At 56.4% G+C, this 18659-nt stretch carries 11 protein-coding genes; 9 read left to right on the top strand and 2 right to left on the bottom strand.

The features are described from left to right. Positions 1-15: 15 nt before the first annotated feature. Entirely contained in the window at positions 16-1686 is a 1671-nt protein-coding gene (locus tag ACZOF8_RS02710) for a formate--tetrahydrofolate ligase (RefSeq protein ID WP_106787907.1), read from the top strand. Positions 1687-1705: 19 nt separating this feature from the next. Then, complete coding sequence (locus tag ACZOF8_RS02705) at positions 1706-2326, top strand: cyclodeaminase/cyclohydrolase family protein (RefSeq protein ID WP_022486779.1); 621 nt, start codon at positions 1706-1708, stop codon at positions 2324-2326. Between the two features lie 282 nt (positions 2327-2608). Here the strand turns inward: ACZOF8_RS02705 and ACZOF8_RS02700 are convergent, their stop codons facing one another. After that, the gene (locus tag ACZOF8_RS02700; protein ID WP_487426529.1) at positions 2609-4057 is read right to left on the bottom strand and encodes a sigma-54 interaction domain-containing protein; all 1449 of its coding nucleotides are present in this window, start codon (positions 4055-4057) and stop codon (positions 2609-2611) included. 274 nt (positions 4058-4331) lie between these two features. Here ACZOF8_RS02700 and ACZOF8_RS02695 point away from each other — a divergent pair, with 274 nt between their 5' ends. From ACZOF8_RS02695 to hutH, 4 genes are all read left to right on the top strand, one after another. Beyond that, on the top strand, positions 4332-5930 hold the full coding sequence (locus ACZOF8_RS02695; protein ID WP_487426528.1) for a BCCT family transporter: 1599 nt from the start codon (positions 4332-4334) through the stop codon (positions 5928-5930). Between the two features lie 4 nt (positions 5931-5934). Further along, positions 5935-7464 (top strand): HAL/PAL/TAL family ammonia-lyase, encoded by a 1530-nt coding sequence (locus ACZOF8_RS02690; RefSeq protein WP_487426527.1) that lies wholly within the window; start codon positions 5935-5937, stop codon positions 7462-7464. 266 nt (positions 7465-7730) lie between these two features. Then, on the top strand, positions 7731-9035 hold the full coding sequence (locus ACZOF8_RS02685; RefSeq protein ID WP_288310782.1) for a Na+/H+ antiporter family protein: 1305 nt from the start codon (positions 7731-7733) through the stop codon (positions 9033-9035). A gap of 68 nt (positions 9036-9103) precedes the next feature. Then, positions 9104-10663, top strand: a complete 1560-nt coding sequence (hutH, locus tag ACZOF8_RS02680) for a histidine ammonia-lyase (protein WP_154487613.1) — start codon at positions 9104-9106, stop codon at positions 10661-10663. A gap of 167 nt (positions 10664-10830) precedes the next feature. On the opposite strand, the gene ACZOF8_RS02675 is transcribed toward hutH, so the two are convergent. Next, complete coding sequence (locus tag ACZOF8_RS02675) at positions 10831-12246, bottom strand: FAD-binding oxidoreductase (protein ID WP_022486786.1); 1416 nt, start codon at positions 12244-12246, stop codon at positions 10831-10833. Positions 12247-12461: 215 nt separating this feature from the next. Here ACZOF8_RS02675 and ACZOF8_RS02670 point away from each other — a divergent pair, with 215 nt between their 5' ends. The 3 genes from ACZOF8_RS02670 to ACZOF8_RS02660 all read left to right on the top strand — a co-directional run bounded on the left by ACZOF8_RS02670 (position 12462) and on the right by ACZOF8_RS02660 (position 18516). Continuing rightward, positions 12462-14090 carry an FG-GAP repeat protein gene (locus ACZOF8_RS02670; protein ID WP_288310785.1) on the top strand — a complete coding sequence of 543 codons (1629 nt, stop codon included), beginning with the start codon at positions 12462-12464 and terminating at the stop codon, positions 14088-14090. Between the two features lie 107 nt (positions 14091-14197). After that, entirely contained in the window at positions 14198-15352 is a 1155-nt protein-coding gene (locus ACZOF8_RS02665; protein WP_308664055.1) for an efflux RND transporter periplasmic adaptor subunit, read from the top strand. A 14-nt stretch (positions 15353-15366) separates the two neighbouring features. After that, entirely contained in the window at positions 15367-18516 is a 3150-nt protein-coding gene (locus ACZOF8_RS02660; protein ID WP_487426526.1) for an efflux RND transporter permease subunit, read from the top strand. The last annotated feature ends 143 nt before the right edge of the window (positions 18517-18659 follow it).

The raw sequence follows: 18659 nt of genomic DNA, 5'->3' as shown, positions 1-18659 counted from the left end.
CAAGGAGGAAATTCGATGCTGAGCGATATCGAGATTGCGCAAAAGAATGTGATGGAACCCATCAGCAAGATTGCTGACAAAGTGGGGATCCTGCCGGAAGAACTGGAACAGTACGGTCATTACAAAGGAAAAATTTCTCTGGATGTGCTGAAACGTCTGGAAAACAAACCCAACGGGAAACTGGTGCTGGTCACTGCCATTACCCCTACCCCTGCCGGGGAAGGAAAATCCACCACCAGCATCGGCCTGGCCCAGGCTCTGAACCGGGTGGGCAAAAAGGCTGTGGTGGCCCTTCGTGAACCGTCCCTGGGACCTGTGTTCGGGATCAAGGGCGGGGCTGCCGGCGGCGGTTATGCCCAGGTGGTTCCCATGGATGACATCAACCTCCATTTCACCGGAGACATGCATGCCATTACTGCAGCCAACAACCTGCTGTCCGCTATGATCGACAACCACATCCATCACGGCAACGAACTGCGGCTGGATGCCCGTCAGATCACCTGGCGCCGGGTCATGGACATGAACGACCGTGCCCTGCGGAACGTGGTGGTGGGCCTGGGGGGCAAAGTCTGCGGGTTCCCCCGTCAGGATGCCTTCACCATTACCGTGGCTTCTGAAATCATGGCCATCCTGTGCCTGGCCAAAGACCTGGAAGACCTGAAAGCCCGGTTCGGCCGGATCGTCATCGGCTGCGACCTGGACGGGAATCCGGTCCATGTACACCAGCTGGGCTGCGAAGGGGCCATGGCCATGCTCATGAAGGATGCCATCAAACCGAACCTGGTCCAGACCCTGGAACACACTCCGGCCATTATCCACGGGGGGCCTTTTGCCAACATCGCCCACGGGTGCAACTCCCTCCTGGCCACCAAGATGGCCCTGAAACTGGGCGACATTGCCATTACGGAAGCCGGCTTCGGTGCTGACCTGGGTGCTGAAAAATTCATGGACATCAAATGCCATTACGGCAACATCTATCCGGATGCAGTGGTGCTGGTTGCCACCATCCGTGCCCTGAAGATGCACGGGGGCGTCGCCAAGGCTGATCTGAGCCAGGAAAATGTCCAGGCTGTCAGCGACGGGTTCTCCAACCTGGCCAAACAGGTGGAAAACATGCGGACCTTCGGGCTGCCGGTCCTGGTGGCCATCAACAAGTTCGCCACGGATACTCCGGCGGAAATCGACATGCTGCTCCAGAAATGCGCCAGCTACGGAGTGGAAGTCAGCCTGAACGAATGCTGGGAAAAAGGCGGCGAAGGCGGCATCGACATGGCCAACAAACTGGTGGCCATGCTGGAAGAACAGGCTCCGGAAAAAGTGGAACTGTACGATGTGAACGATACCATCCCCAACAAGCTGAAGGCCATTGTGACCAAGATCTATGGCGGTGACGGAGTGACCTTTACCCCCAATGCCAAGAAACAGATCAAACAGCTGGAAGACTGGGGACTGGACAAACTGCCGGTGTGCGTGGCCAAGACCCAGTATTCCCTCAGTGACAATCCGGCTCTCCTGGGCGCTCCCAAAGGGTTCAAGATCAATGTCCAGGATGTGCGGGTATCCAACGGGGCAGGGTTCATTGTCTGCCAGACCAGCAACATCATGGTAATGCCCGGCCTGCCCAAGAAACCGGCGGCCCTGAAGATGGACATCGACAACAACGGCAAGATCTACGGCCTGTTCTGAGCAGGGAGGAAAGGATCCTATGGAATTACGCAAACTGACAGTGGAAGGATTCATCAATGAAACGGCCTCGTCTTCTCCGGCTCCCGGAGGGGGCAGCATTGCAGCCCTGAACGCTTCTTCTTCCGCCGCCCTGATCGCGATGGTGGCCAACCTGACCCTGGGCAAGGAAAAGTATGCGGCTGTGGAAGGGGACATGAAGGATGTGGCGGCCAAAGCCACGGCCCTGAAAGATGATTTCCTGGCCCTCATTGATGAGGACAGCAACGCTTTCAATAAAATCATGGCAGCCTTCAAGCTGCCGAAGGATACGGACGAAGCCAAGAAAGCCCGGAGCGCGGCCATCCAGGAAGCCACCAAGGGCGCAGCCCTGGTGCCCTTCAAGGTGGGCCAGAAAGCCAACGAGCTGTTTGCTCTGGCGGAAACCGTGATTACCAAAGGCAACCAGAACGCCATCACCGATGGGGCAGTGGCGGCCATGAATGCACGGGCTGCCGTACGGGGAGCCTTCCTGAACGTAAAGATCAACCTGGGCAGCATCAAGGATGCTCTGTTCGTGGAAGATCTGAAAAAGAGAATGGCTGAAATCGAAGCCGATGTGGATGCCAGAGAACAGGCACTGCTGGGCAAGGTGAAGCTGTAAGAAAAGGGGCTGTTGCAAGAGCAACAGCCCCTTAGTCGGAAGTCGGGAGTCTGAAGTCGGAAGCCTCAGGACAGGATCCGTCTGGCTGGACGGATCCTTTTGATTCTGTAGAACCAGAATCGCAATGAATCTGAGAAATCATTTCGTCCAAAGGTTCTACACATTCAAAAAATTTGCCTGCAAATTTAACCTTCGGCTCCAGACTTCCGACTCCAGACTTGAGCCGCTATGCGGCTCTACAGCTAAGGGGGTATTGCACGAAACGTGCAACACCCCCCTTTTTTACACCTCGATCCCGTATTTCCTAATCCGGTACTGGAGATTTTGACGCTGGATACCCAGCTCTTTGGCGCTGCGGGTAATGTTCCCTTGGTTCCGGTGGAGGGTTTCCTCCAATAGGTACATTTCGTAGCTGGCCATTTTTTCCGCCAGGGTACGGCCCGGCATATCCGGAGGCGGGTCCTGGCGCCCGGACCGGGGCAGGGCGGATCTCTTCCGGCTGGTCTCCCTGAGGGAGGGGGCCGTCCAGGGGGCACGGATAAAGTCCGGAAGCAGGTCATCGGTGAGCTCGTTGCCTTCCGCCAGGTTCATGGCATAGTCCAGTACATGGAACAGCTCCCGGACATTTCCCGGCCAGCTGTACTGCTGCAGCTGCCACAGGGCTTTGGGGGCAATATGGGTAAGGGGATAGGCATAGCGGCTGGCGCAGCGGCGGAGGTAGAAATGGCACAGGGCTTCCAGATCATCGATCCGATCCCGGAGCGGGGGAATCTGGAGCACCATGGTGGCCAGCCGGTAAAACAGGTCTTCCCGAAGCCGGCCGGCCCGGACCAGCTGGAAGGGGTCCTTGTTGCAGGTGGAGATCACCCGCACATCCACTTCCCGTTCCCGGGTCTCTCCCACCCGGCGGAAAACACCTTCCTGGAGTACCCGGAGAAGCTTGGCCTGCATGGCCGGACTCATGGAATTCAGTTCGTCCAGGAACAGGGTCCCTTCATGGGCGGTTTCCAGCAGACCTTTCCGGTTGGTGGAACCGGTATAGGCCCCGGCTACGGTACCGAACAGGATGCTTTCAATGAGGCTTTCGGGAACGGCGGCGCAGTTGAGCACCACCAGGGGCTTGTCTTTCCGGCGGCTCAGCTGGTGGATGCTTTGAGCCAGGATTTCCTTGCCGGTGCCCGTCTCTCCGTAGATCATGATGTTGCTGTCCTGGGGAGCCACCTTTCGGACCGTCTTTTTCAGTTCCTGCACGGATGGAGCTTCTCCAATGAAATCCTCCAGGTCATAGCTGCGCTTTTTCTTTTCCTGTCCCTGAGCCAGGGCCAGGTTCTGGGCCCGGTTCTGGAGCTGTTCCAGCAGCTGCCGCCGTTTGTCCAAGAGAAACACGTCTTCTTCAAAGTCGATGGCCGCCGTCAAAGTCCTGTTCTCAAAGACCGGATGGGCGGTGTTGAAAGTGTAGTGTTCCTTTCCGTCCATGGTTTTGTACCGGCAGAGCCGGTTCCGGATCTCTTTCTGTTCCCGGATGCAGGACAGGGTGGTGCTTTCTTCTGAAGTCACATTGACCACGGACAGCAGAGCTTCTCCCCGATACGGACTGTTTTCCGGCACACCCATCATCTGCCGGGCCTTCCGGTTCATGAAAATGGCTTTCCCCAGAGGAGAATAAATGTAGACTGCTTCATCCAAAAGGTCCAGGGCTTTTTCCAGAAAATGGATATAAGATGTCATCATGCCCTCCTTTTATGCGCAGAAAAATTTTGCAGATGCAGAATGATTTTGCATTTCTCTTTTCATTATGCCTGTTTCCCAGGGCAAAGGCAAGAGAAATCTGCTTCAGAAAGGCAGAAATTTGTTGTAAATGAAATAAAACAGGGTGAGAAGAAAAAGTATGCAGTATACATAGGAGATTTTTCCGGAAAACAGAGGAACTGGTATCCAATTTGCATAATAAAAAGACAGAAATCAACAAACGCAGCCACAACTGCAGAATCTGGGAGGGATTGCAATGAATGCGCAGACAACCGACAAAAAGGGCATCCGCTGGGATGTCTTCGTCCCCTGTTTCCTGATCATCGGCGGAGCCGCCATCCTGGGGGTGGTGAACAACGCCTGGCTGACAAAGGTGACCCAGGCCATATTCGGCTGGTCCCTGGAAACCTTTGGCTGGCTGTATCAGTGGGTGGCCCTGGGCACCCTGATCCTGATCACCCTGCTGGCCTTTTCTCCTCTGGGGAAGATCCGGTTCGGCGGACCCAACGCCAAAGCCAAATTCTCCTTCGGTGCCTGGTTTGCCATGACCCTGACCGGAGGCATTGCCACCGGGCTGATCACCTACGGGGTCAATGAACCGTTGATCTATTACGGCAGCATCTACGGGGAACTGAAGGAAACGGGCATTGCTCCCTTTACGCCGGAAGCCTCTTTCTTCGCCATGGCACGGTGTTTCTACAACTGGACTTTTATTCCTTATGCCATGTATGCCCTAAGCGGTGTGATCATTGCCTACATGTATTACAACCGGAAGAAGGAACTGTCCGTAGCCGCGTCCCTGACTCCTCTCTTCGGGGAACGGGTGACCAAAGGCTTCTGGCGGGCAGCCATTGACACTCTGTCGGTGCTGGCCATCGCCCTGGGGCTGGCGGCTTCCCTGGGTGCCGGGCTGGCTCTGGTGGGCACCGGGCTTACGGCTGCCTACGGAATCAAACAGGGGCCGGTGGTCTGGTTCATCCTGACGGCCGTCATCACCGCCACCTTTACAGTTGCCTCCGTCATGGGCATCGACAAAGGGATCAAATGGCTGGCCAACCTGACCACCAAGATCTTCTATGCCCTGCTGATCCTTTTAATCATCATCGGGCCCACCGTGTACATCCTGAACATCACCAATGTGGGGATGGGCTACTGGCTGGACCGGTTCTGGACCTGGGCCCTGGATCCCTACCTGGCGGAAGGGAAAGCTCTGGTCACCTGGTGGACCATGTATGACTGGGCCATCTGGATCGCCTATGCACCCCTCATGGGGATTTTCTTTGCCATGATCGCTTACGGGCGCACCATCAAACAGTTCCTGCTGATCAACTGGATCCTGCCGGCAGTGTTCGGTCTGGTGTGGTTCTCCGTCTGGGGCGGCACAGCCCTCCAGTGGCAGATGGACGGCCGGGTGGATATTGTCCAGGCCATCAAGGTCGGGGGCGCGGTATCCGGGATCTGGACCTTCCTCCAGGCCATTCCTTTTGGGGGCGTGCTGATCCCGGTGATCATCATTACCCTGATCGCCGCTTTCTCCACCACTGCGGACACCATGTCCACCACCATTGCAGCTCTGTGCACCAAAGGAGCCAGTCATGATGAAGAACCGGCTCTCTGGCAGAAAGTGGTCTGGGGGGTCTCCATCGGTGCCATTGCCGCCATCATGGTGGCCTTCGGCGGCGGGGAACAGGGAGTCGACGGGGTGAAATTCCTGGCGGCCTGCGGCGGCTTTGTGGTGCTGGCCATTTTCATCCTTCAGGTGGCAGCTGCAGTGAAGGTGTTCTTTATGGAAAAAGAAACCAAAAAGGACATTGTGGACAGTGAAGACCTGATCGAGACACCGGAAGGGAAGTGACACCATGGCTGAGACAATTATCCTTGGACCGAAAATCAATCTGGAAGATTTCATGGCCGTGGCCCGGTTCCATGCACCGGTGGAATTTTCTCCCGGGTATTGTGAACGGGTAAACCGGTCCCGGGGCCTGGTGGAAAAATGGGTGGAAGAAGAAAAAGTCATGTACGGGGTCACCACCGGTTTCGGGGCCCTGTGCACCAAAGCCATCAGCAGGGAAGAAACTGCCCGGCTCCAGGAGAACATCATCCTGTCCCATTCCGTGTCCGTAGGGAAACCTCTGCCGGAAGAAGCGGTCCGGGGAACCCTTTTGATGATGCTCCAGAATCTGGGCCAGGGATACAGCGGGGTCCGTCTGGAAGTGCTGGAACAGATCCGGCAGTTCCTGAACCGGGGACTCACGCCCTGGGCTCCCGGGGACGGCAGTGTAGGATACCTGAGCCCGGAGGCCCACATGGCCCTGGTGATCACCGGACGGGGAAAAGCCTGGTATCAGGGGAAACTGTTGGAAGGCCGGGACGCCCTGGCACAGGCGGGACTGGAGCCCCTTACCCTGGCTTCCAAGGAAGGGCTGGCCCTGGTGTCCGGGACCACTTCCCCCACGGCCCTGGGAGCCATCGGTCTTTATGACCTGCTCCAGGCGGCCCGGACCGCCGATGTGGTGGGGGCCATGAGCCTGGAGATTCTCCAGGGAGTGATGAATGCCTTCGATCCCCGGGTCATGGCCGTCCGGCCCCATCCGGACCAGGCCAAAGCGGCGGAAAACGTCCGGAACCTGCTGGCAGATTCCCAGGTGATCGCCGCCGCCCGGGGAAAACGGGTCCAGGACGCTTTATCTCTCCGGTGCATCCCCCAGCTCCACGGGGCGGCCCGGAAAACCCTGGAAGATGCCAGGAGAACCCTGGAAATCGAAATGAATGCCTGCTGCGACAATCCCATCCTGTGGCCGGAGCCCGGGAACGAGGACGTAATCTCCGCCTGCAATGCGGATTCCGCCTATGTGGGGATCGCCATGGATTCGTCCTGTATGGCGGCCACCATGATGGCCAAAATGTCCGAACGGCGGAACAACCGGCTCATTGACGGAAATCTGTCCGGGTACCCCTGGTTCCTGATCCAGAATCCGGGGCTCAATTCTGGGGTGATGATTCCCCAGTACACCCAGGCGGGGCTGCTGAACCAGATGCGGATTCTGTGTACTCCTGCGGTGATTGACAACACGCCTACCTGCGGGAACCAGGAAGATTATGTGGCCATGGGATACAATGCGTCCCTGAAATCCCTGAAAGTGGCGGAGAAACTGGAATACATCCTGGCCATTGAGCTGCTGTCCGTCTACGAGGCCCAGCCCTTTGTGGACGGAAGCCTCCGGCGGAGCAGCGCCAGCCGGCAGGTGCTGGCGGAAATCGCCCAAACAGTGCCGGAAATGAAAGAGGACATGTACCTGTATCCCCATATCGAGTTCCTGAAGGAAAAGATCCACGACGGAAGCATCCTTCGTTGGGCGGAAGAAGGAATGGGGAAGAAGCTGGTGTAAAAAGAAGGTCTAAAAAGAAGGTGCTGCACGTTGCCTGCAGCACCTTCTTTTTGTCCATAAAACGTCTTCTGCTTTAGCGAAATACTGGAATAAAAAACGACAAAGTATACTGTATACAATAAAAAGAAAATTCAAAATCGTGTCCCGAGTGAAAAATATTTGACATTCTTCTGACTTTTTTACAGTACAATAAATCCGTAAGACAAAGGGGATTGCGCAGGAATCCCCGCAAACGGAAAAGTGAATAGAAAAGGAGTGATCAATGTATGGAAATCTTAACCAACCCCATCGTCGTCTCCGTAATTGTCATGTCCGTCTTGTGCCTGCTCAAGATGAACGTCCTGTTCGCCATCCTGGTGGCAGCCATTGTAGCCGGAGCCACCGGCGGCCTGGCCATTGACAAAACGGTGAGCATCCTGATCGGCGGGATGGGCGGCAACTCGGAAACCGCTCTCAGCTACATCCTGCTGGGGACCCTGGCAGTGGCCATCGGACGGTCCGGCCTGGCAGACATTGCAGCACGGAAAATCACCAAGGTGGTAGGGACGAAAAAAACAGCCTTTGTATTCCTGATCGCTTTCGTGGCCTGCTTCTCCCAGAATCTGATCCCGGTACATATTGCATTCATCCCTATCCTGATTCCCCCTCTGCTGGTGGTAATGAACCATATGAAACTGGACCGGAGAGCGGTTGCCTGCGCACTGACCTTCGGACTGAAAGCCCCGTACGTATCCCTTCCTGTAGGGTTCGGGCTGCTGTTCATGACCATCATCAAGGATCAGATGGTGGCCAACAACGTAATGGTTTCCATCAGTGACATTTCTTCCGTTATGTGGATCGGCGGTGCCTCTATGTTGGTGGGCCTGATCCTTTCCACCATTTTCTACAGCCGTGACCGGGAATACAAGGACCTGCCCATTATGGGCCAGGATGAAAAAGCCGGGGAAACGGAAATGAACGCGGACTGCTGGAAAGCCCTGGCCGGTGCCGTAGCCGCCTTTGTGGCCCAGCTGTACTTCAAATCCCTGCCCATCGGCGCCATGTGCGGCCTGCTGGTGATGCTGGTTACTGGTTCCATCAAATGGAACAAGATGGATGAAATGGTGGATGGCGGCGTCAAGATGATGGGCTTCATCGCCTTCGTTATGCTGGTGGCTGCCGGTTATGCCAACGTGCTCCGGGAAACCCATTCTGTGGAATCCCTGGTTATGGCCACCACGGCTGTAATCAACACCAAATTCAGCGGCGCCTTCCTGATGCTGGCCGTGGGCCTGCTGATCACCATGGGCATCGGCACTTCCTTCGGGACCATCCCTGTGGTGGCTTCCATCTACATCCCCATGGGCCTGAAACTGGGCTTTGGCATTCCCGCCATCATCCTGCTGATCGGGATCGCCGCAGCACTGGGGGATGCCGGTTCTCCTGCTTCCGACTCCACTTTGGGACCCACCTCGGGGCTTAACGCGGACGGACAGCACAACCATATCTGGGATACCTGCGTACCCACCTTCATTTTCTTCGATGTGACCCTGTTCATCGGCGGCCTGATCGGCGCCATGATCCTGGGCTGACTGGATAACAATCAGGGGCTGCCAGGCAGCCCCTTTCTATGGAATTCACTTGTAAGGAGGAAAATCACATGCTGAAAGATGTAAAAGCCATTAAAGAAGTCGTACTGAACGGGAATGACCTGACCCTGGAACAGCTGATCGCCGTCAGCCGGTACAATGCCAAGCTGAGCTTCGATCCTGATGCTGTGGACCGGATCAAGGCTTCCCGGGCTCTTATCGATGATATCGTCAACAGTGACCGTGTGGTTTACGGGGTTACCACCGGGTTCGGCTCCCTGTGCCGGGTCCACATCTCCAAAGATGACTGTGCCCAGCTCCAGGAAAACCTGATCCGTACCCATTCCTGCGGCTATGGGAAACCTCTCAGCCGGGAAGTGACCCGGGCTGCCATGACCATCCGGGCCAACGCCCTGGTGAAAGGCTATTCCGGCATCCGGCTGTCCACCCTGCAGACCCTGGTGGATATGATCAATAAAGGTGTCCATCCTTACATTCCGGAAAAAGGTTCCCTGGGGGCTTCCGGTGACTTGGCGCCTCTGGCCCACATGGTTCTGCCCATGCTGGGGCTGGGTGATGCGGAATACCAGGGCACGGTAATGCCCGGCAAGGAAGCCATGGAAAGAGCCGGCATTCCCATTATCCATCTGGAAGCCAAGGAAGGGCTGGCCCTCATCAACGGCACTCCGATCCTGACCGCCATGGGCGTGTTTGCCCTGTGGGAAGGCATGTCCCTGCTGAAACAGAGCGACATTGCCGCCGCCCTGTCCGTAGAAGCCCAGCGGGGCATCATCGATGCCTATGACGAACGGCTCCATGTGATCCGCCCCCACAGAGGGCAGCTGGATACCGCCTACAACATGCGGAACCTGCTGGCCGGCAGTACCTATGTGACCCATCAGGGCCAGCTGAAGGTACAGGATGCTTACTGCCTGCGCTGCGTACCCCAGATCCACGGGGCCAGCAAAGATGCTCTGGGCTTTGTGAAGGACAAAGTGGACATTGAAATCAATGCGGCCACCGACAACCCCATCGTCCTGCCGGATGGAGATGTGATCTCCGGCGGGAACTTCCACGGCGAACCCATGGCTCTGCCCTTCGACTTCCTGGGCATCGGGATCTCCGAAATCGCCAACGTTTCTGAACGCCGTCTGGAACGGCTGATCAACAACTCCCTGAGCGGATTCCCCTCCTTCCTGGTGAAACATTCCGGCCTGAACTCCGGCTTCATGATCACCCAGTATGCGGCAGCCGCTCTGGTCAGCGAAAACAAGGTCCTGGCCCATCCTGCTTCTGTGGACTCCATTCCTTCCTGCGAAAACCAGGAAGACCTGGTCAGCATGGGTGCCCATGCCGCACGGAAAGCCGGAGAAATCGCCTTCAACGCACGCCGGGTGGTGGCAACGGAAATCCTGGCCGCCTGCCAGGCCATCGACCTGCGGGAAGGGGAAGGCTTCAAACTGGGTGCCGGTACCCAGGCTGCCTATGATGCCGTCCGGAAGACCAACGACTTCATCGCCTACGACAAGGACATCGAAATGTTCAAAGAACTGGAAAAGATCACCAACCTGGTCCAGGAAGGCGGTATCCTGGATGCGGTAGAAGACAAAGTGGATCTGAAGTTCTTCTGAGAAATCCCATAACCATCCCTCTGGAGGCTGTTGCAGAAGCAACAGCCTCCATTTTATGCACAAAAAAGGGGGTGTGAAAAAATTCACACCCCCGGTCACTGGTCTCTTGTCACTAGTCACTGGAAGAAGGAAGGCAGCCGGGCTGCGGCTGCCTTTCATCTGCAGTATCAGAAGCAGACTTTGTTGGGGTTCAGGATCAGGTTGGGGTCGAAGACTTCCTTGATGCCCTGCATCAGGGAAATGGTGGTGTCGCCCAGGTTTTCTGCCAGGAACTGGACCTTGCCGAAGCCGATGCCGTGTTCCCCGGAAATCTGGCCGCCCAGTTCCGTGCATTTGGCGTACAGCAGATGCATGAACTGTTCCACGGATTTCTTGAATTCCATCAGATCCATGTCGTTGGCACAGGTGTAGATGTGCAGGTTGCCGTCCCCGGCATGGCCGAACATCTTCACTTCGAAGGGGAAGTCTCCCTGGATTTCCTTGATGTACAGGACAAAATCCGGGATCTTGGATACAGGGACCACCACGTCACATTCATCCAGCAGCTTGAACTGTTCTTCGATGCCTTCCAGGAAGGAGGAACGGGCTGCCCAGGTCTTTTCCAGGAACATGGGGGTATCCGCCACCAGCACGTCCAGGGCGCCGGCTTCCAGGAGCATTTCTGCCGCTTCTTCCACCTGTTTGTCCAGCAGGTCCCGGTCGTTGGAATCCAGGGTCACCAGGAGATAGGCACCCACTTCCTGGCCTTCCACTTCTTTCGGGAAGACGCTTTTGCCCATGTAGGCTTCGGAAGATTCCAGGATTTCCTTTTCGAAGAATTCCAGGGTCTGGGGATCCAGGCCGGAATGTTTGATGGCCGGCACGGCACCGATGCCGTCAGCCAGTTCCGCAAAGGGAACGATCAGGGTTACATGGCATTTGGGCGGGGCGATCAGTTTCAGGGTCAGTTCAGTAATGATCCCCAGAGTGCCTTCAGAGCCGATGATCAGGTTCAGCAGGCTGTAGCCGGAAGAGGTCTTGGAGACGGGAGCCCCCAGATGGATCACTTTCCCGGTGGGCAGGACCACGGTCATGGCCTGGACGTAATCCCGGGTGGTGCCGTATTTTACGGCCCGCATGCCTCCGGCGTTGGTGGACACGTTGCCTCCCAGGGTGGCGAATTTTTCGCCCGGATCCGGGGGATAGAACATCCCGTGGGCCAGGGCGTCCTTGGACAGGGTGTCCAGCAGGACCCCGGGCTGTACCCGCACGTTCATGTTCTTTTCGTCATAGCCCAGGATCTGGTTCATCCGGGAGGTGCACAGCACCAGGCCCCGCTGGACCGGAGTGGCTCCGCCTGCCAGGCCGGTGCCGGCGCCCCGGACGGTGACCGGGATGTGATGTTCGTTGCACAGCTTCATGATGGCGGCGATTTCTTCGGTGCTTTCCACATCGATGGTGGCTTCCGGCATGCCGATGCCGTAAATGGGCATATCATCATGGGTGTAGTCCGGGTTGATGTCTTCGCCGGTGATCACCCGTTTTCCAGAAATTTCACGGAGTGCTTCCAGCACATCCGGTGTAATCGGATTGTATTCGATCATTGTACAAGCTCCCCCTTCGGTTCTATAAAAAGAAACATGGGGATAGTATAATCAATTTCTTACGGACTGTAAAGAACTTTCTTAATATTTGGTAATTCGTGAAAACTTATCCATCCACCGGATACAGAATCTTTTCAGAGAAAGCAGACGAAAAGGGGAAACCTATAGTATAATGAACTATAAAACATGATGGAAAGGGTAAGTGTGGGTGGACCATGGAACAACCAATCGGGAAAAAAATCATACTCAGCCTGGCCCTGGCAGGAAGTCTCTGCCTGCCGGTACTGGCAGATGCAGCAGCACCGGTGCATGACCTGTGGACTTTTGCTCAGACAGACGGAACGGAACCGGCTGCCGGCTCCGGAGAAACGGCTCTGGCTGACAAAAAGGGACCGGCCAAGACCGGAACCCAAAAGCCGGGGATGGAAGCAGCCGGGAAGGACAGTGTCAATCCGGTCCAAAAAGCCGATGATCTGCGCCGGACCCGGGAAGTGGACTTTTCCCTCCAGCGGGGTCAGCTGCTCAGCGAAGCCATCGGGGATATTGACGGAGATGGCGTGGAGGAAGTGGTGGATCTTATGGGGAATCCCCTGGTGGATAAATCCAGCTACATGGGGGATATGTACCTGATCGTCCGGGAAACCGGCGCTGCCGGGGCCAACCGGGTGAAATACTACTACCGGCCTCAGAACCTGGGAGGCTACAATGCCTACCTGACCCTTGCGGATGTGACTGGAGACGGGTATCCGGACGTGATCATTGCTGCGCCCAGCGGCGGCTCCGGCGGGATGGTCTCCTACCGGATCCTGGATGTGATCGACGGGAAGCTCCAGGAGGTGTTCGGCCAGGAAGAGAACCGGGGGGTGTCCATGGTGGGCACTTATCTGCCGGATTACCGGGCCAGCCTGTCCTTCCCGGATCTGAAACAGGACATGGTGCTGGATCTTTCCGGGGAGAAGGACGCCTACCGGAACCTGAACGTGTACAATGAGGACGGCAGCCTGAAAGAATCCGGCCTGCGGCCCTATATCCAGAACCTGAGTCAGCTCAGTGCCCTGGACGTGAACGGGGACGGGGTGGATGAAGTGATCACTATCCAGAAGGTGCTGGGGGTGCTGAACGCGGAACCCCTGGGCTATGTACGGACTGTGTGGGAATACCGGGCCGGAGGCTGGGAACCCAGGAACGTGGGGTTCCAGGCGGAGCTGTACACCAAACCCACCTATACCAGCGGAGACAAGGTCACCGGGGAAAGCGGCTACGAAATCGTTTCCCTGAAGGTGCCGGCGGAAAACGGGGCGGTGGAATATCCCCACTTCCAGAAGCTGGATGGGAAACTGGCCTGGAAACTGAACCATGGCATCGAATCCTTTGTCCGGAATCAGCTGAAGAACGTGTCCATCGGCACCCGGCTGAACCTGGATTATGATGTGAAATACAGCGGCCGGCACTATGCCAGCATTATGGTCCTGGGGCTCCTGACGGAACGGGACAAGAGCCAGGCCATTACCCGGTGCTGGAACTTCAATATGGATACCGGAGAGGAAGTGGCCCTGAAGGACATGATCCGGCCCTGGGGAAAATTCTGGCGGATGGTGGAAAAGGAAACAGCCGCCGGCGGACTGCTGCTGAAGCCGGAAGACGTGACTGGCTATTACTTCGATGGAGAGGCTCTGGGCCTTTTGTACGGGGACCAGAAGGAATACGATCTGGAGGCGGAAAAGGTCCTGCCGTTCCTGACGAAAAACCGTCCCGGGGAAGTATTTTTGACTAGCCAGTCAAATGAAGAAAACGTGAAAAAAGAAGTAAAAAACGTAGAAAATAAAGAAAAAACCTCTAAATAACAGGTTTGAATCTGGAAATTGCATACGATATAATATACAAGGTTTTCTATAACTGTTTCACGATTGCAGTACATGCCCGCAAGGGCAGGATTTTAGGAGGATTGTCCATGTTAGGAAAGAAAAAAGCGATATCCATCGGGATGGCTCTCCTTCTGCTGGTAGGCGTTGCCGGCTGCGGCAGCAAGACCACACCGGCGGCGGGAGACGTGGCTGTAAAGTCCATGAAGGTCATCAAGCGGGATACCCCCATTACCTATGATTACACCGGCTTCGTGGAAGCGGCCAATGACGTGCAGATCAAGAGCAAGGTCACCGGTACCATTGTCCAGAAACTGGTGAACGGCGGGGATTATGTGGAAGCCGGTCAGCTGCTCTATGTAATTGACCCCCGGAACTATCAGAACTCCGTGCTGAATGCCCAGGCCAATTTGGCCAATGCCCAGGCCACTCTGGCCAATGCCCAGCGGGATGCCGCCCGGTACCAGACTCTGTATGAACAGGGGGCTGTAAGCAAACAGACCGCGGACCAGTACAACACTCAGCTGGCTCAGGCCCAGGCTGCCGTGGATGCCCAGTCTGCCATCCTGGCTTCTTCCCAGGTGGATGTAAGCGATACCCAGATCGTGGCTCCCTTCTCCGGGAAGATCGATACCAATCCTCTGGCGGAAGGGTCTTTCGTAACGGCCAACTCCACGGTGCTCACCACCATTTCCGGCAGTGATCCCATGCGGGTGCGGTTCTCTGTATCCCAGGCGGATTACCTGGATATCATGAAAGGGAACACCAACAACGGCACCAAGCTCCAGAACGTGACCATGAAGCTCAGTGACGGCACCACCTATCCGGAAAAAGGATCCGTGACCCAGGTGGACCGGGGTGTCAGCGATACCACCGGTACCCTGACTCTGAAGGCAGAATTCCAGAACCCCAACGGGGTGTTGCTGCCCGGTATGTTCGCCAACATTTCCGTAGTGGGGTCCCTGGTGCCCAATGCCATCCTGGTTCCTCAGCGGGCTGTCACCGACGTAATGTACAAACATTTCGTCTATGTGATCAATAGTGACAACACCGTCAGCATGAAGGAAGTACAGCTGGGTGCCCGGATCGGGAAACTGTGGCTGGTGAAGAGCGGTCTGGACGGTACGGAAACCGTTGTGGTGGAAGGGGTCCAGAAGCTGAAGGAAGGCGCCAAAGTCAACGCTTCCCCCATGACGGAAGCGGATCTGGATACCACCGACACGACCCAGACCAGCGGGAAGTAAGGAGGTAAAGTAGAGTGGCAAAGTATTTCATTGATCACCCTGTATTTGCCTGCGTCATAGCCATCATCATCACCCTGGTGGGAATCATTTCCGCCTACAACCTGCCTATTGCCCAGTATCCCCAGATCTCCAATCCCCGGATCAGTGTGCAGACCAACTATGTGGGGGCCAGTGCGGAGGTTGTGGAACAGTCTGTGGCCCAGGCCATTGAAAAGCAGGTCAACGGGGTGGACAGCATGGTGGATATGAACTCCACCAGTGACAACCAGGGCAACTACACCCTGGACGTAAAGTTCGAACTGGGGACGGATCCGGATATGGACTCCGTCAAGGTGCAGAACCGGGTAGCCCAGGCTTCTGCTTCTCTGCCCAGTGAAGTAAGCACCTACGGGGTCACCACCAAGAAGGAATCGGCGGAAACCATCATGTATTTCGCCCTGACTTCCCCCAACGGCACCTATGACACCCTGTTCATGAAAACCTATGGGGCCACCCAGTTCGTGGATGCCCTGAAGCGTGTGAAAGGGGTATCTGAAGTCAGCGAATATGGACCGGAACTGTCCATGCGGGTATGGCTGGATCCCATGAAAATGGCCCAGCTGGGCGTGACGGCGGCAGATGTAAAGAATGCCATTGCCAGCCAGAACGTCCAGGCACCTGCTGGGAGCATCGGGGCCCGGCCCAATGAGGCAGATCAGGAATTCCAGTATTCCGCCCGTGTGAAAGGCCGTCTCTCCACTGCGGATGAATTCGGCAACATCATCATCAAGAACAGCAGCGGGAATCTGCTCCGGGTAAAAGATGTGGCCCGGGTGGAATTCGGTCCCCGTGACGACAGCGTTACCTCCAAACTGGACGGAAAGAACGCCATGAACTACGCCATCAGCCTGAACACCGACGCTAACGCCCTGGAATCCGTGGCGGAAGTGAAGAAGGTGCTGGCGGAGGCGGAAAAGAATTTCCCGCCGGATCTGAAACTGACCATCGTACAGGACAACACCGAATATGTACGGGAATCCCTGAAGGAAGTGGTGGTCACCCTGGTGGAAACCCTGGTACTGGTGGTGCTGATCACCTGGGTGTTCCTGCAAAGCTGGCGGGCCACCCTGGTTCCTACCCTGGCCATCCCGGTTTCTCTGTTGGGGACTTTCGGATCCTTCATTATTTTTGACTTTACCATCAATACACTGACACTGTTCGCTCTGGTGCTGGCCATCGGGATCGTGGTGGACGACGCCATCGTAGTGGTGGAAGCCGTGGAACACAATGTGGATGCCCTGGGGATGGATCCCAAGGAAGCCACCTACAACGCCATGCGGGAAGTATCCGGAGCCATTGTGGCCACTGCCTTCGTACTGCTGGCCGTGTTCCTGCCCGTAGCCTTCCTGAGCGGGATCACCGGGGTACTGTACAAACAGTTCGCCCTGAGTATCGTGGTGGCTCTGAGTATCTCCGCGGTAGTGGCCATGTCTTTGAGCCCTGCCGTGTGCGCCATGGTGATCAAACCCAAGGATCCCAACGGCAGCAAAGGATTCCTGGGCAAAATGTTCGGCTATTTCAACCGGTGGTTGGAACGGACCACCGGCAAATACGTAAAGAACGTGAAACGGCTGCTCCGGCATTTCAAACTGGGGCTGGTGGGACTGGCCATCGTCTTTGTGCTGATCGGCATGTTCTTCAAGCTGATCCCTTCCTCCTACCTGCCTGATGAAGACCAGAGCTTTGCCATGATGACGGCTTCTTTGCCGGAAGCGGCTTCCACCAACCGGACCACCAAAGTCACCAATGAAATGGTGGAAGAGATCCGGAAGATCCCCGGGGTGAAACATGTACTGCAAATCGTGGGCATCGATGTACTGTCCATGGGCAGAAAGCCCAATGCGGCCATCATACCGGTAAAACTGGATGATATCCAGAACCGGACCACGGAGGATACGAGTGTATTCAGCGTCCTGAAAAAGCTGAACATGATGGGGGCCCAGAACCCGGCGGCCACTTCCATGGCCTTCAACCAGGCCGTACTCCCCGGTCTGTCCAACACCGGGAGCCTGAGCCTGTACATCATGGATACCACCGGCCATGACACCAACACCATGGCCAAAGATGTGCAGACCATCCTGGGCAAGCTTCGGCAGCGTCCGGAACTGGCCACCATCTACACCACCTTTACCGATAATACTCCGGCCCTCCAGTTCGATGTGGACCGGGCCAAGGCGGAAAGCCTGAACGTGCCGGTATCCAGCGTATTCACCGCCCTCCAGGCCAACCTGGGCGGCAGCGAAGTCAACGACTTCAACCTGCTGGGCAAGACCTGGAAAGTGGTCATCCAGGCTGATCCCAAATACAGAGGGGATGTAAAGAGCTTCTCCAACCTGTATGTGGCCAGCACCACCGGGTCCCTGGTGCCTCTGAGCGCTTTGGTAACCAGCAAGGAAATTCCGGCTGCCCCAGTTATCACCCGGTTCAACGGGGCCCGTGGGGCCAAGATCGCCGGGTCTCCCGCCACCAACGTGTCCACCGGTCAGGCCATTGCCGCCATCGAAAGCGTGCTGAACAGCGAACTGCCCAGTGGGTATACCTACCAGTGGACGGACCAGAGCCGGGACGAAAAAGCCGCCGGGAACTCTTCCTTTATGATGTTCGGGATCTCCCTGGTGTTCGTGTACCTGTGTCTGTCCGCCCTGTATGAAAGCTGGACCCTGCCTCTGGGCATCATCTTCGCGGTGCCTTCCGCCGTTATGGGCGCTGTAGGCTTCCAGTTCCTCCGGGGGCTCACCAGTGATATCTACATGCAGATCGGGCTGATCGTGCTGATCGGGCTGTCCGCCAAGAACGCCATCCTGATCGTGGAATACGCCAAGATGAGAGTGGACGACGGCTGGGCTGTCATGCCCGCTCTGGTGGATACGGTTACGGTCCGTCTCCGTCCTATCCTGATGACCGCCTTCTCCACGGTCATCGGGGCTGTGCCTCTGGCCTGGGCCAGCGGCGCCGGTGCCGGCAGCCGTACCTCCATCGGTACCGCCATCATCGGCGGCATGATGGCTTCCACCTTCCTGAGCCTGTTCCTGGTGCCGGTCCTGTTCCTCACCATCGAAAAGGTCTTCCATCCCAAGGTGCCTGTAGGTTCCGTGGATGATCCGATTCCGGAAGAAAAGAAATAACGTGGTAAAGGACTGCTGCATTGCAGCAGTCCTTTACTGTCAATAGTCAATCGACAATTGAAAAGGGGCTGTTGCGTATGCAGCAGCCCCTTTTTTCTCCAAAAATCTTTGCTTTTTTTCATTGGAACGGATATAATAGTTTT

The organism is Acidaminococcus sp., from assembly GCF_057597765.1.
Note: the sequence above shows the minus strand (reverse complement) of the source record. Positions and strands in the feature narration are given on the sequence as shown.